Origin of the sequence: Flavipsychrobacter sp., assembly GCA_041392855.1 — a bacterium.
Lineage (GTDB): Bacteria > Bacteroidota > Bacteroidia > Chitinophagales > Chitinophagaceae > UBA5543.
In genome coordinates this window covers 1900003-1913798 of sequence record JAWKLD010000001.1, presented here as the reverse complement: position 1 = coordinate 1913798, position 13796 = coordinate 1900003, and the positions used below count along the sequence as shown (strand labels likewise).

General features: G+C 39.9%; 17 protein-coding genes. 13 read left to right on the top strand and 4 right to left on the bottom strand.

What is annotated here, in order from left to right:
• Positions 1-64 precede the first annotated feature (64 nt).
• The 3 genes from porV (at position 65) to R2800_08945 (ending at position 2417) form a co-directional block, all read left to right on the top strand.
• Positions 65-1276, top strand: a complete 1212-nt coding sequence (porV, locus tag R2800_08955) for a type IX secretion system outer membrane channel protein PorV (protein ID MEZ5017167.1) — start codon at positions 65-67, stop codon at positions 1274-1276.
• Positions 1277-1395: 119 nt separating this feature from the next.
• A complete protein-coding gene (locus R2800_08950; protein MEZ5017166.1) occupies positions 1396-1851 on the top strand; it encodes a hypothetical protein in 456 nt (151 codons plus the stop codon).
• A gap of 98 nt (positions 1852-1949) precedes the next feature.
• Positions 1950-2417 carry a hypothetical protein gene (locus R2800_08945; protein MEZ5017165.1) on the top strand — a complete coding sequence of 156 codons (468 nt, stop codon included), beginning with the start codon at positions 1950-1952 and terminating at the stop codon, positions 2415-2417.
• A gap of 25 nt (positions 2418-2442) precedes the next feature.
• Here R2800_08945 and R2800_08940 read toward each other — a convergent pair whose 3' ends face one another.
• Entirely contained in the window at positions 2443-4335 is a 1893-nt protein-coding gene (locus R2800_08940) for an ATP-binding cassette domain-containing protein (GenBank protein MEZ5017164.1), read from the bottom strand.
• Positions 4336-4391: 56 nt separating this feature from the next.
• Here R2800_08940 and R2800_08935 point away from each other — a divergent pair, with 56 nt between their 5' ends.
• From R2800_08935 to R2800_08905, 7 genes are all read left to right on the top strand, one after another.
• Positions 4392-4916, top strand: a complete 525-nt coding sequence (locus R2800_08935) for a hypothetical protein (protein ID MEZ5017163.1) — start codon at positions 4392-4394, stop codon at positions 4914-4916.
• Positions 4917-5024: 108 nt separating this feature from the next.
• On the top strand, positions 5025-5786 hold the full coding sequence (locus R2800_08930; protein ID MEZ5017162.1) for a glucose 1-dehydrogenase: 762 nt from the start codon (positions 5025-5027) through the stop codon (positions 5784-5786).
• A 61-nt stretch (positions 5787-5847) separates the two neighbouring features.
• Entirely contained in the window at positions 5848-6429 is a 582-nt protein-coding gene (locus tag R2800_08925; protein ID MEZ5017161.1) for a TetR family transcriptional regulator, read from the top strand.
• A gap of 139 nt (positions 6430-6568) precedes the next feature.
• The gene (locus R2800_08920) at positions 6569-6868 is read left to right on the top strand and encodes a hypothetical protein (GenBank protein ID MEZ5017160.1); all 300 of its coding nucleotides are present in this window, start codon (positions 6569-6571) and stop codon (positions 6866-6868) included.
• 156 nt (positions 6869-7024) lie between these two features.
• Positions 7025-8161 carry a Re/Si-specific NAD(P)(+) transhydrogenase subunit alpha gene (locus R2800_08915; protein ID MEZ5017159.1) on the top strand — a complete coding sequence of 379 codons (1137 nt, stop codon included), beginning with the start codon at positions 7025-7027 and terminating at the stop codon, positions 8159-8161.
• An 11-nt stretch (positions 8162-8172) separates the two neighbouring features.
• Positions 8173-8496, top strand: coding sequence for an NAD(P) transhydrogenase subunit alpha (locus R2800_08910; GenBank protein MEZ5017158.1), 324 nt, complete (start codon positions 8173-8175; stop codon positions 8494-8496).
• 24 nt (positions 8497-8520) lie between these two features.
• A complete protein-coding gene (locus tag R2800_08905; protein MEZ5017157.1) occupies positions 8521-9915 on the top strand; it encodes an NAD(P)(+) transhydrogenase (Re/Si-specific) subunit beta in 1395 nt (464 codons plus the stop codon).
• A 154-nt stretch (positions 9916-10069) separates the two neighbouring features.
• Here the strand turns inward: R2800_08905 and R2800_08900 are convergent, their stop codons facing one another.
• Positions 10070-10204: a hypothetical protein gene (locus R2800_08900; GenBank protein ID MEZ5017156.1), complete on the bottom strand. Its 135-nt coding sequence runs from the start codon at positions 10202-10204 to the stop codon at positions 10070-10072.
• A 302-nt stretch (positions 10205-10506) separates the two neighbouring features.
• Between R2800_08900 and R2800_08895 the strand changes: the two genes are divergently transcribed.
• Entirely contained in the window at positions 10507-11085 is a 579-nt protein-coding gene (locus R2800_08895) for a Crp/Fnr family transcriptional regulator (protein MEZ5017155.1), read from the top strand.
• A 72-nt stretch (positions 11086-11157) separates the two neighbouring features.
• Entirely contained in the window at positions 11158-11760 is a 603-nt protein-coding gene (locus R2800_08890) for a hypothetical protein (GenBank protein MEZ5017154.1), read from the top strand.
• A gap of 134 nt (positions 11761-11894) precedes the next feature.
• On the opposite strand, the gene R2800_08885 is transcribed toward R2800_08890, so the two are convergent.
• Entirely contained in the window at positions 11895-12029 is a 135-nt protein-coding gene (locus R2800_08885) for a hypothetical protein (GenBank protein ID MEZ5017153.1), read from the bottom strand.
• Between the two features lie 303 nt (positions 12030-12332).
• Between R2800_08885 and R2800_08880 the strand changes: the two genes are divergently transcribed.
• Positions 12333-13307 (top strand): T9SS type A sorting domain-containing protein, encoded by a 975-nt coding sequence (locus tag R2800_08880; GenBank protein MEZ5017152.1) that lies wholly within the window; start codon positions 12333-12335, stop codon positions 13305-13307.
• A gap of 171 nt (positions 13308-13478) precedes the next feature.
• Here R2800_08880 and R2800_08875 read toward each other — a convergent pair whose 3' ends face one another.
• The gene (locus R2800_08875) at positions 13479-13661 is read right to left on the bottom strand and encodes a hypothetical protein (GenBank protein ID MEZ5017151.1); all 183 of its coding nucleotides are present in this window, start codon (positions 13659-13661) and stop codon (positions 13479-13481) included.
• Positions 13662-13796 lie beyond the last annotated feature (135 nt).

Below are 13796 nucleotides of genomic sequence, written 5' to 3'. Positions count from 1 at the left end.
GCATATTTGTTGACCTATCTAAAAACGAATACCTTTGCAAAACTTTAAAATAAATAATAATAGAATGGCAAAACGCTTTGCTTTGATCGGCTTGTTTGTAACGGCGGCACTTGTGTCTACAAGTACTGGCGTAATAGCACAAACAAATGTCAACGGTACTGATGTGAATACCGTAACTACAGCTGTACCCTTTTTAAGAATATCTCCTGATGCCCGTGCCGGTGCTATGGGCGATGTTGGTATTGCTACTAGTGCAGACCCTAACTCACAACACTGGAACGTAGCTAAACTGCCATTTGCAAGTAAGAAATATGGCGTGTCCGCTACTTACACTCCTTGGCTAAAGGATCTAGTTCCCGATATCTTCTTAGCGTACCTTTCAGGTTATGCTAAGTTTGGTAAAGACGACAACCAAGCATTGAGTATGTCACTACGTTATTTCTCTCTAGGTGAGATCAACTATACAGATATCAACGCACAGCCAATAGGTACAGGTAAACCCAACGAGTTTGCTTTGGACTTAGGCTATTCTCGTAAGTTGTCTGAAAATCTTTCTACAGGTTTGAGTTTTAGATTTATCAATTCGGCTATTGCTTCTGGCCTTGCGGCACAGCCTGGTACAAACTATAAGCCTGGTACCGCTTTTGGTGCAGACCTTGGAGTATACTACAATAAGAAAACTGAAGTTTCAGATTCACGCGCTACAACATTGAGCTTTGGTGCAATACTTAGCAATGTAGGCTCTAAAATATCTTATACCTCTACTCGTAAGGACTTTATACCGATCAACTTAGGTTTGGGTGGTGCTTATACTTATCAAGCAGATGAATACAACGCTGTTACTTTTGCTTTAGATATCAATAAGCTGTTAGTACCTACACCTTTGGATAGTAACACAGAAGCTAATGACCCTACTGCAGACTATTATATTCCTGAAAAGACTGTAGTATCTGGTATGTTGGGTTCTTTCAGTGATGCTCCGGGTGGCTTTGCTGAAGAGTTGAGAGAGTTTCAGATATCTGCTGGTTTAGAATATTGGTATCAGCAGCAGTTTGCCGTACGTGCTGGTTATTTCTTTGAGAACAAATACAAAGGAGATCGTCAGTACTTTACCGTTGGTTTGGGCGTACGTTATCAAGTGTTCAACCTGAATTTTGCTTATTTGATACCATCGGGTAGTGGCATTAACCGCAACCCATTATCAAACACACTTCGTTTCTCATTATTGTTTGAGTTTGACAAGCTGGAGAAGAAATCGAGTGATACAGCTAATTAATAGTACAAGAATCAATGATAATAAGAGCCTCGCAAATAGCGGGGCTTTTTTATTGCATCTTATCAACAAAGTGGTTATTTTGTAGTTATTATTTAAACCTCTTATAAAACTATAAACTCTTGAAAAAAATACTCGTCCTGTTGCTAACACTAGTAGTGTGGCATACTCAAGCGCAAACCAGTAATACAGCTATCCCAAACGATCTATTGGCCTATAATAGCTCTTCTAATACGGCACTGCTGAACTATACTAAAAACTACCAACCTACGCGTAGTAGTGAATGTATGAATGGCTATGCCATAGGTGCTTATGTTTTTGGTGCAGCAGGCGGGGCGCTAATAGGGTATCCGCTAGGTACAGCTCTTGGAGGTGGCGACCCCGAATGGCTGCTTGCAGGTATAGGTGCGGGCTGCTTGGCCATAGCAATACCACTGTCTATAATAGGGCAGCGCAAATGTGATGGTAGAGCCTCGATACAAAAAGACCAGGAGATGTATTATGCACAGGCTAAGCGTAGCCTTAACCTGAATATGGTAGCCAATAGGAGTGGTATAGGATTGGCGTTAAACTTTTGATCATTTTATTTTTTTTATGCAAAAGCACCATAATTAATGGTGCTTTTTTTGTTATGTGTGCCAAAAGAGCCTTACCTTCGCGCGCAAATACCCCTGACTTGAAGTATTTCTTACTCGTTTTATTAGCTACTACCGCAATGGTAGAGCCTGCTGCGGCTATAGACCTTATGGGAGAGGCGGTCAACAACCGTCCATCTCAAAAGCTGTCTTTAGTGTTGCCTGCACCTAGAGCTAAGCTAATACCCGATCAGGTAGTACGTACCAAAAAGGTAAATACCCCCAAAATGGTAGCCTACACACTAGGCTTTGCAGGTGGGGTAAGCTTAGGGTACGGGCTTACTTCTTTGCTGGTGGGTAATACTGCCGATAATATACACAATAAAGCCATTATAACGGGCGGAGCGCTACTGGGAATATCTATGCCTATAGCCATGATAGGTGGTAAGCGTAAAGAGCAACAACCCGCTGCTCCACAGAAAGAAGACTTCTACCATAAGCCTGTTATCAAACCTCAGCTATGTATAGCTGCTAATAAGAACGGCTTAGGGCTGGCGCTTAATTTTTAAGGAGCTGTTTATCCATCTTATTTTGCTACACCCACTCGCTAAGTTCCAGCCAGCGCATTTCCTTTTCGTCCAGCTCGTCGGTTATTTCTTGCATACGTTTGCCCAGTGCTTCCAGCTCTTCGTAAGGTAGGTTGGGGTTGGTCATTTTTTCGGTTATCTCTGTCTTTTCTTTTTCCAAGAGGGGCATGGTCTTTTCTATCTCTTCAAACTCTCGCTTTTCTTTAAAAGACAGTTTCTTTTTCTCCTTAGGTTTTTGCGCCTGTGCTTTGGCTTCTTCTTCTTTTTTCTGTGCAGCTTTCTCTTCGGCTTCTTTACGCTCCTGCTCCTTCTGCCATATACGGTAGTGGCTATAGTTGCCGGGGAAGTCGCGCACTTTGCCCTCGCCTTCAAATACAAACATATGGTCTACCAGTCTGTCCATAAAATAACGGTCGTGGCTCACAATGAGCAAACAACCCTGATAGTTATCCAAAAAGTTTTCGAGCACCGAAAGGGTAGGTAGGTCCAGGTCATTGGTAGGCTCATCGAGTATCAAAAAGTTGGGGTTGCGGAAGAGGATAGAGAGTAGCTGTAAGCGTTTCTTCTCTCCACCACTTAGTTTGCTGAGGTAAGTATACTGTTGGTCGGGCGGGAAGAGGAAGAGTTCTAAAAACTGTGCAGCACTCATAGTGCCCCCTTTAGCCAAGGGAAAACTCTCGGCTATGGTCTTCACATATTCTATCACCCGCATGTCTTCTTTTATCTCTAAGCCCTGCTGCGAGAAGTTGCCAAACACTACCGTATCGCCTATGTTTATCTTACCATTATCTTGTAGCTCCTTATGTTGTATCAGTTGCAAGAAGGTAGACTTCCCTGCACCATTCTTACCGATCACTCCCACACGTTCGCCCTTCTTAAAAGTATAGTCAAAACCCTTGAGGATGACCTTTTCACCATAGCTTTTATAGACTTTCTTCATCTCTACCACCTTACCGCCCAGGCGGTTCATCTTCATTTGTAGCTCTACCTGATTGTCTACTATCTTCTGCTTAGCCTTCTTCTCTATATCGTAAAAGCTATCTATACGGCTTTGGGCTTTAGTGGTACGTGCTTTAGGCTGGCGACGCATCCACTCCAACTCTTTGCGGTATTCATTCTTAGCCTTGTCTATATTAGCTTGTTGGTTTTCTATACGTGCCGCCTTCTTTTCCAGATAGCTTTCATAGTCGCCCTTGTAGGTATACATGCTGCTACCGTCTATCTCCCATATCACATCGCAAACCGCATCTAAGAAATAACGGTCGTGCGTTACCATCAGCAAGGTTACCTTTTGTTGGTTGAGGTAATGTTCCAGCCATTCTACCATTTCTACATCTAGGTGGTTGGTAGGTTCGTCCATGATGAGGAGCACATGCTTATGTTCAAAGCCTATGTCTATCAACGTTTGTGCCAGTGCCACACGTTTGCGCTGCCCACCACTAAGCGTGCTTACTCGTTGGTCAAGGTGGTGGATATTTAGTTTGCCGAGTATCTGCTTTACTTTGGCTTCAAAGTCCCAAGCGCCCAGCTCATCCATTTTAGCTAATGCGTTTGACATTTCGGTAGGGTCGGGCGTGGTCTCTTCACTCAGTCGCTCATACTCCCGCAGTGCTTCTGCTACAGGGTGCTCGTAGTGGAATATATTATCCAGTATAGATAGGTGTTCTTGAAACTGCGGCTCCTGCTCAAAGAGAGCAACGGTTACATCCTTATGTATCCATACCTTGCCACTATCGGGTACATCTTGTCCTGCCAATATTTTTAACAAGGTACTCTTACCACTACCATTGCGGGCAACGATAGCAATTTTATCCCCTTCATTTACATGAAAGGTGATGTCCTCAAATAGAGGTTTAATTCCAAACGATTTACTGATCCCTTCTGCCGAAACGTAATGCATAAGCCGCAAAGATAAGGCAAGGAGGGAGGACTTTTCTTTCGTATTTTTATGGCCTCATGAACAAATACCCAGACCTTACCTATACTATACTTAGTTGCAAGGAATTGTATGAAGAATTTGACTATAACCTTGTTGTAGACTGGGCTTGCAATATGTTGGAATATCGTTATGAAACGGGGCATCTTCTTTTATTAGCTGCCACTACAAAGCCTACGAATCAGTTTGAATGTGGCTTGTATTTAGAAAAGACTATTGAGGAACTGGGGTTAAGTTTTATAGTTGGCGAGAATGCCATAATTGCAACAAGTTGGTTATATATTAATAATATATGCAACTCTTTAGATGTAAGAACTAATCTTAACAAGCTATATTCTTTGGGAGCAGATGATTACGGAGGAGGCCCTGTTGGCGATTTCGTAGTTCTATATTGGGCTTGGGATGATCTTGACTATAGTGACTTTCAGTATTACTGGAGAGAAGATCATATTAATAATGAGAACATCGAAGATTTTGTAACCTACAAAGCATTTATGTTTAAAGAACAATACGAACCACTCATAGAATCGTTACTTCCTCAATAAATTCCCCTGCTCTTATACTGCCATAAACATAACCTATCACTATTTATTTGGAACATTCGTTCTGTTATTATTCCTTTGTGGAACAATCATTCCGAATAAAGAAAACTAATGAGTAAATTAAACAACAAAGTAGCCGTAGTTACGGGAGGTAATAGCGGTATAGGCTTAGCAACAGCTAAGGAATTTGCAGCAGAAGGTGCAAAGGTTATTATTACAGGTAGAAAGAAAGATGCCGTAGATAATGCTGTAGCAGAGATAGGCAATGGTGCACAGGGTTTTGTAGCAGACCAGAGCGATCTACAACAAATAGACGGTCTGGTCGCACAGATAAAAGAACAATATGGCAAGGTGGATGTACTGTTCATCAATGCAGGTGTGGTAAGTTTTGCTCCTGTAGCAGAGACAACGGAAGAAACATTCGACTATATGGTCAACATCAACTACAAAGGAGCATTTTTTACGCTGCAAAAGTTCTTGCCGCTATTACAAAAGGGTTCCTCAGTTGTTAACCTCTCTTCCATAAATGCCTATACAGGTATGCCTAATACCGCGATATATGCGTCAACAAAGGCTGCGCTCAACTCTATTACCCGTACAGCAGCTTATGAATTAGCACCTAAAGGTATCAGGGTGAATTCTGTAAATCCCGGACCAATAGATACGCCAATTTTTGATAAAACAGGTTTGCCACAAGAGGCACTTGCTGAGATAGGTGGAGCTATTACGCAGAGAATACCTGTAAAACGATATGGAGAAGCGAAAGAAATAGCCAAGTTAGTATCCTTCCTAGCCAGTGATGATGCATCGTTCATCACAGGTGCGGAATATAATATAGACGGAGGAACGAACCTTAATCCGATATTGGCTTAAGGGGTGAAGTATGGTAATTTGTTATAGCTTTGCCCTAATTAGGGCAAAGCTATTGTAGCTTATGGCAAGAGTAAAAACATTTGATAGGGAAGAAGTACTTCATAAGGCAATGCATCTCTTTTGGGTAAAGGGGTATAATGCTACGTCTATGCAAGACTTGGTAGATACTCTGGGTATCAACAGGTCGAGCATGTATGATACTTTTGGAGATAAACGTCAATTGTTTCTTACAGCCCTAAGAACCTACCATACAAATGCCAACCGTCCTTTGCTGGAAATGATACAGCAAACAGAGGATGTCGAGGAACTGCTCAACAAGATATTTGGCACAACAGTTCAAGAATGTTCGAGTAAAGATGGGTCGAAAGGGTGTTTTGTTGCCAATAGTGCTGTAGAGCTGGCACCACATGATGAAGAGGTGGCTGCTATAGTACAAGAAAATATGGATGATCTGGAAAATGCATTGACTAAAAGATTTACCAAGGCGCAAGCCGACGGAACTATTAGCAAACAGCAAACACCTCGCTCCTTAGCACGATTTGTAATGAATACGCTAACGGGATTACGTATAGCAGCCAAGTCGGGTGCAGGAAGAAAAAAGTATACCGACGTGGTCAATGTAGCGATGACTTTATTGAAATAATTCCTCCTCTTTTACTGTATTTCATAATTCCTTAACCTCTTGGCAGCATTACTGGCATAAGTATTGCTATTAAGTTATTGGTTGTTAGCCAACCTTTTATCAAAAAATACCGTATATATAATTAGAAAATTTAAACAACATGGGACTCTTCACTTGTATCTTACTCAGCTTGCTTACTACAGTAGTAGCATGGTTCTTTATTCCGTCTATAAAGGCGAATAGTATCTTAGTGTTGCTGGGCATTAGCTTACTAGCAGGTATAATAGGTAGCTACTTGGTAAAGTTGTTGGGTCTTGCTGCGATACACGAGTTCAATATAGTAAGTATTGCCATCTCTCTTGGGTTGGTGTTACTCAATCTTACGATCTTCTATATCTACAGAAAACTAAAACAACGGATCAAGCTAGATGAGCATGAGCGTATCATGACACAGTTATAAAAAACATACACTAATTAGTTATCCTCGCTTTTTGGAAGCGGGGATTTTTTTTGTTCCTATTTTATCAAACTATTATTAGATAAGTTGTGTATAAGGTTGATATTGTACATAAAAAAAATTATTTTCATATATCCTTAAACGAATCTTCCTAAACTTATGATAATAGGTGTACTGAAAGAGCAGCAACCTGAATCCAGAGTATCTCTGGTGCCAGAGGTGGTAGCAGCTTTAGTAAAAATGAGTGTGCAAGTATTTGTAGAATCCGGGCTTGGTGAAACTGCCTATCATGCTGATGCAGCATATATAGATGCGGGTGCTACGATAAAAGATAGAAATGCAATAGCTACAGAGGCGGATGTACTGCTCTCTATTAATGCAGATAACTTGCCCGATACCATTAAGCAGAACAGTGTAGTAATAGGTGTTTTCAACCCGCTGGTGCAAACCAAGTTGATGGAAGACTGGGCAGGAAAAGGGTATACCGTATTTAGTATGGATAATATACCACGTACTACCCGCGCGCAAGCTATGGATGTACTAAGCTCTCAAGCTAATATCGCAGGATATAAGGCCGTTTTGAAAGCAGCTACTGAGTATTGCCGTTATTTCCCCATGTTTATGACAGCAGCTGGTAGTATACCGCCTGCCAAGGTATTGATACTGGGAGCTGGTGTAGCAGGCTTGCAAGCTATAGCGACGGCAAAACGTTTAGGTGCGGTAGTAGAAGTATTTGATGTGCGCCCTGCGGTAAAGGAAGAAGTAATGAGTTTGGGCGCAAAGTTTGTAGAAGTAGAAGGAGCTGCTGACGCATCGAAAGCAGGTGGCTATGCTGTATTACAAACAGAAGAATATCAAGCCAAGCAAAAAGCAAAAATTCATGAACACGCTAAGAAGGCAGACATAATAATAAGTACAGCACAAATACCAGGCAGAAAAGCGCCCATACTTATTACCAAAGCTATGGTAGAAGATATGCGTGCCGGATCGGTGATAGTAGATATTGCAGCATCAACGGGTGGTAATACGGAGTTGACAAAAGATAATGAAACTGTAGTGCACAATGGCGTATCTATAATAGGTGACTCTTATCTGCCATGCAGTATGCCGTCAGATGCCAGTAAAGTATATAGTAAAAATGTGCTCAACTTCTTGAAGCTGATCATAGATAAAGAAGGAAATCTTCATCTGAACTATGGAGATGATATCGTAGCAGGTACATGCATTGCTAAGGAAGGCAAGATCGTTAATGAACGTGTATTGTCTTTTATGAATCCTCAACCTACTAACGCATAATAAAGAACAATATGGAATTTATAACAGAACTTTTTACAGACCCGGCTACCTATAGGTTGCTTACCATAGTTATCCTATCCATATTCTTGGGTATAGAAGTGATTTCAAGAGTGCCATCAGTGTTGCACACGCCATTGATGAGTGGTGCTAATGCAATACATGGTGTGGTTATTATAGGAGCTATCATCGTTATGGGGCAAGCCCCTAGTGATGATTATCTGGCATTAACACTTGGCTTTCTGGCTGTAATACTAGGAACGCTTAATGTTGTAGGCGGATTTGTAGTAACGGACAGGATGTTAGAAATGTTTGACAAAAAGAAAAAACGCAAGTAACTCACCCCTTGAATTATTCGATCTATGGTTAACATAATACTACCGCTTAGTTACCTCATTGGTTCTGTAACATTCATCATCGGGCTAAAGATGCTCTCTCATCCTGATACTGCCCGCAAGGGTAATATGACTGCTGCATTGGGTATGACAATTGCTATCCTTGCTACTATATTTTTGTATAGGGGAGAGGGAGGCGAGCCTCTAGGTAATTATGGATGGATATTTAGTGCGCTTGTAATAGGTACTGTAGTAGGTACGCTAATGGCTAAGCGCGTGCAGATGACCGCCATGCCCGAAATGGTGAGCCTGTTTAACGGTATGGGTGGTGCTTGCGCCATGCTTATCTCTATAGTAGAGCATCATCACAATCCTAATGCCGGTGTGGGTATGATGACCATTATTGTACTTGGTATGATAATAGGTACAGTGTCTTTCACAGGTAGTATGATAGCTTGGGGAAAGCTGGCAGGTAAAATAAAAGACAAAGCTATACCTGCTGGTCAAGCAATAAACTTTATTCTGTTTGCCGGTTTAATAGCACTTTCTGTAATGGTAATAGGTGGGTTTACTACTTCATCCATGATGTTTTATGGCATACTAGCGCTTGCTGCGTTATACGGTGTACTGTTTGTAATGCCTATAGGTGGTGCTGATATGCCAGTAGTTATTTCCTTGCTTAACTCTTTTACAGGTGTTGCTGCAGCTTTTGGTGGTTTCTTGTACGACAATCCTGTGATGCTTACAGGCGGTATTCTTGTAGGTAGTGCCGGTACTATACTTACTATACTTATGTGTAATGCCATGAACCGCTCGTTGAAGAATGTGCTGATCGGCTCCTTTGGTGGTGGTGCTACAGGTGGTGGTGCAGCAGGTGATAAAGAGCAAGGTTCGTATAAAGAAATATCTCTTAACGATACAGCTGTATTAATGGCTTATGCACAGAAGGTGCTTATTATTCCAGGTTATGGTTTGGCAGTAGCACAAGCACAGCATACTTGTCACGAGTTGGAAAAAGTATTGGCAGAAAAAGATGTAGAGGTAGTATATGGTATACATCCTGTGGCTGGTCGTATGCCGGGGCATATGAATGTATTGTTGGCAGAAGCAGATGTGCCTTATGAGAAGTTACTGGAAATGGAAGATGCTAATGACGGTATGAGTACCACCGATGTAGTTATGATAATAGGGGCGAACGACGTGGTGAACCCGGCTGCTAAAGATGACCCAAGCAGTCCTATATATGGCATGCCTATACTAGAAGTGGAGAAGGCAGAACACGTGATCGTGAACAAGCGTAGTATGAAGCCTGGTTATGCAGGTATTGAGAACGACCTTTTCTTCCGCCCTAAGACGTCTATGCTTTTTGGTGATGCCAAGAAGGTACTACAGGACCTAGTAAGCGAATTGAAACAAATGTAAACAAGTAGCACAATTGACATATAAAAAGCCTCCAAGACTGGAGGCTTTATTGTTACATATAGAGGATAAGAGAGAACTTGTTATGATGCCATGTTGCTGCTGTCTATATTCTAATACACTATTATCTGTAGCATACAGGCATTTAGTAAAAAACTTAAAGGTTAACTGCTAAAACAATGCAAGTAATGATAGCAACAAAGAGTGCATTCTTTTTAAGTGCATCTTTTTTAGCTATAGCTTTTCCGATGTGTAAAGTTGCTTGTTGTTGAAGAGTGATCGTGTTTTGCATGACTGTGTTTTTTACTGTGTGTGTTTGTTTTGTGTTTGTGTGTGTTTTATTTTTTGTTTTGAAACGCCCGAGACGCTGTTGTTTGTTTTGTTGACACAAAGATGCAACAAGAACAAGCCAAGCTCCAAAGAATCATGTTTGCTTAACGCTATGTTTAGAACTGGTTAACAGGAAGTTTGTTAACGATTTGCCACCTATTAACAAAAGGGGTAGAGATAAAAATGAGCACCTGCTAGTACACAATATGAAATACCTTTATTGTAATTAGTAAATTGCACATAATAGTATAAGAATAGCAATAGATGGAAGATCCTCGTTTTAAATTTCTGGCGAAACACATAGTACTTTCAGAAGAGGAGAAAGAGTTACTCATAGACTTAAGCATTTTTAAAAGCTATAAGAAAGGTGCTGTACTACTGAAGGAAGGGGAGTTTGCTAAAGAGTCTTATACGGTATTGTCGGGGTGTATAAGGCAATACTATATGCAGGATGGAGATGAAAAAACAACAGCCTTTTATATTGAGGAAGAGTCGGTTAGTCCCGAAAGCCTTATCAATAATGAACCCTCTACTTATTATCTTTCTTGCGAGCAAGATACGACGGCACTTATATGGACTCAGGAAATGGAGCAGATCGTATTCGATAAGTTTCCTAAGTTTGAAACACTCTGTAGAAAATTATCAGAAAAAGAGCTAGCTAAAAGTCAGGCTTCTTTTGCTCAATATATTAATTCTACACCTGAGGAAAGATATACGGAATTGATGCAAAAGAGACCAGAGCTATTTAGTAAAGTGCCCCAATATCAAATTGCCAGCTATTTAGGCGTTACGCCCGAGTCACTAAGTCGTATAAGAAAAAGAAAAATTTTGAGGTTGAAGTGATTTCTTACCCAAAGTCAATGAAGCTCTAAGAGCGACGACATAATATTGTGCGAATAAATTAAAGTCAATATTATGAAGTCAAAATTAGTGTTACTTGTTGTATGCCTTTTCTGCTCAACACTGCTTTTCGGTCAGTCTTTATCTCATAGAGATACTTCCAAAAAATGTTTTATAAGTAGCTCTTTATTCATGTTGTACAATTTTGCGCCAACGGAGTCTCCACATTTTTATCAATTAAATTTTGGATATAGGATAACACCTAAAGACGCTATTATTCTTGAGGCTATTACTTGGCGTTATCATGCACCCAATGGTGGTGTGTTGGGTGATACTAAGGATAAGTATCCCGGGTATGTAAGAGATATGGGCATAGGCTTGGCTTATCAAAGATTTTTTTGGAAGGGATTGTATAGCACGTTTCATGCTACACCGTTCGTGCAACAATATTTTACCTCTACAGGTAATAAAATTCAAACAGGGTTTCAATTGTTTCTTACGCTAAGGGTTGGTTATCATTTAGAGTTATTTAAAAATAGGTTGTTTGTTGAGCCTTCTATAGCATTTACTCACTGGCCTATAAATACTAATCTCCCCAATAGCTTTGAGCAAGTTGAGAAAAAATACCCTAACTACTTTTTGTTTGAGCCTGGCTTACATATTGGGTTTAACTTCTAAAAACAAACAAGCCTCCAAGACTGGAGGCTTCTGTTACATATAGAGGATAAGAGAGAACTTGTTATGATGCCATGTAGCTGTTGTCTATATTCTACTACACTATTATCTGTAGCATACAGGCATTTAGTAAAAACTTAAAGGTTAACTGCTAAAACAATGCAAGTAATGATAGCAACAAAGAGCGCATTCTTTTTAAGTGCATCTTTTTTAGCTATAGCTTTTCCGATGTGTAAAGTTGCTTGTTGTTGAAGAGTGATCGTGTTTTGCATGACTGTGTTTTTTACTGTGTGTGTTTTTGTTTTGTGCTTGTGTTTTTTATTCTTTGTTTTGAAACGCCCGAGACGTTGTTGTTTGTTTTGTTGATACAAAGATGCAACAAGAACAAGCCTCACTCCAAAGAATGACGTTTGCTTAACGCTATGTTTAGAACTGGTTAACAGGAAGTTTGTTAACGGTTTGCCACTTATTAACAAAAAGGAATAAAGTCACATTAGTGTAATTGTAATGTTGCTGCACTTGTTATAAGCGGTGGATATTGTAACTTACTTATAAGTTTTTAAATCGCTATATCAATGAAAACCCTTATTCAATTATTAGTAACAGTTCTCATCTGCATTACTGCAAAAGCGCAAACCCCATTAGCAGATTTTTATTCAACGAACACAAGTTGGACATGGTATGCTACATCTAGTCAGGCATTTTCTAGAAATACTAATCTTGTTTATAATGATTTTGTAAGTGGAGATTCTGTAGTAAAGGGGAAAATCTATAAGCTGATAAAGCAATACAAAAAAGGTAAAGTGTTCTCAGATCATGGTGTGGAAACGATAACAAGATATAGCACTACCGATCAAAAGCTACTGGGAGGTATAAGGGTAGATAGTGAGAAAGTGTATTTTATAAATCTGGATGTAGATACAAATAAAAGTATGAGTTTGGCACCTCTTGCCGAGACCATTATTTATGATTTTGATTTGAAGGTAGGAGATACTGTAAAGTGGAAACCGTATGACAATATTGTATTGAATATTGATAGTGTGAAATTGTCAAATGGGAAATATGAGAAACGTTATCACTTTTTTAATGGTGCTTACTACAAAGATTTTTGGATAAGGGGAGTAGGTTCTAGTTTCGGGTTCCTACATACTTACGATGACTATCCATATATGTACTATTGGGAAGATAAGTATCATGGAGTTTGTTATGAAGGTAGTGCCAGTTTTAAATTCTATGAAACGGCAAACCTAGATACTACCATTGTTGATCATTGCTACTTGATTTTTCCATTGTCAGTAAATAGTGTTAGCACGGAAGCCTCCTTTATTTTATACCCCAACCCAGTGAGCGGTTCTACGTATATGTTAAAACTAGTAGAGGATGCAGTATCTGTTAATGTATACGATATTAAAGGAAAGGTGGTAAGTAGTTCAGTAGATATGGCAAAAGGTTTACATCAAATGCAGGCACCAGGCGTTGTGGGTGTTTATATAGTGCAAGTTGTAGGCAAGAATGGTTCTATAAGCTATGCTCGATTTGAAAAGCTATAAAGTCGAACGAGAATAAATTGATTTTTTTAGCGTAAGGTATGATACAAACAAATAAGCCTCCAAGACTGGAGGCTTCTGTTACATATAGAGGATAAGAGAGAACTAAGTTGGTTGCCGACCTATCTACACATTTGCACAAGGTCTATCTTAATAGGTCGGCAGTATGGTGTGCTATAAATTAACCGCCAATACGATACAAGAAAGTATTGCAATGAATAAGGCTATTTTAATAGTAGCAGTATTTTGATTGAAATTTTGTTTAGGAGCAGCTTGATAAGCTTCCTTGCTTTTTGTCACAACCTTTGTTATCGGCTTAGATGGTGCAGTATGCACATAAGATGATGTGTAAGACATGTTGTGTGTTTTTTATTTTTGAACTATTGCATATCGCTAAGCTTTAGTTCTGTGTTTTTGTTTTGAATAAGCCCTGCGGCTTTTTGTGTTTTGTTGATACAAAGATGCAACATGTAGTAGGCTGTCTCCAAAAAA

Bases quoted from the DNA above. Each gene is read 5' to 3' on its own strand.
- R2800_08875 (MEZ5017151.1), bottom strand. From the start codon at position 13,661: ATGTCTTACACATCATCTTATGTGCATACTGCACCATCTAAGCCGATA.
- R2800_08935 (MEZ5017163.1), top strand. From the start codon at position 4,392: ATGAACAAATACCCAGACCTTACCTATACTATACTTAGTTGCAAGGAA.
- R2800_08920 (MEZ5017160.1), top strand. From the start codon at position 6,569: ATGGGACTCTTCACTTGTATCTTACTCAGCTTGCTTACTACAGTAGTA.
- porV (MEZ5017167.1), top strand. From the start codon at position 65: ATGGCAAAACGCTTTGCTTTGATCGGCTTGTTTGTAACGGCGGCACTT.
- R2800_08905 (MEZ5017157.1), top strand. From the start codon at position 8,521: ATGGTTAACATAATACTACCGCTTAGTTACCTCATTGGTTCTGTAACA.
- R2800_08910 (MEZ5017158.1), top strand. From the start codon at position 8,173: ATGGAATTTATAACAGAACTTTTTACAGACCCGGCTACCTATAGGTTG.
- R2800_08880 (MEZ5017152.1), top strand. From the start codon at position 12,333: ATGAAAACCCTTATTCAATTATTAGTAACAGTTCTCATCTGCATTACT.
- R2800_08885 (MEZ5017153.1), bottom strand. From the start codon at position 12,029: ATGCAAAACACGATCACTCTTCAACAACAAGCAACTTTACACATCGGA.
- R2800_08900 (MEZ5017156.1), bottom strand. From the start codon at position 10,204: ATGCAAAACACGATCACTCTTCAACAACAAGCAACTTTACACATCGGA.
- R2800_08915 (MEZ5017159.1), top strand. From the start codon at position 7,025: ATGATAATAGGTGTACTGAAAGAGCAGCAACCTGAATCCAGAGTATCT.
- R2800_08930 (MEZ5017162.1), top strand. From the start codon at position 5,025: ATGAGTAAATTAAACAACAAAGTAGCCGTAGTTACGGGAGGTAATAGC.
- R2800_08940 (MEZ5017164.1), bottom strand. From the start codon at position 4,335: ATGCATTACGTTTCGGCAGAAGGGATCAGTAAATCGTTTGGAATTAAA.
- R2800_08895 (MEZ5017155.1), top strand. From the start codon at position 10,507: ATGGAAGATCCTCGTTTTAAATTTCTGGCGAAACACATAGTACTTTCA.
- R2800_08890 (MEZ5017154.1), top strand. From the start codon at position 11,158: ATGAAGTCAAAATTAGTGTTACTTGTTGTATGCCTTTTCTGCTCAACA.
- R2800_08925 (MEZ5017161.1), top strand. From the start codon at position 5,848: ATGGCAAGAGTAAAAACATTTGATAGGGAAGAAGTACTTCATAAGGCA.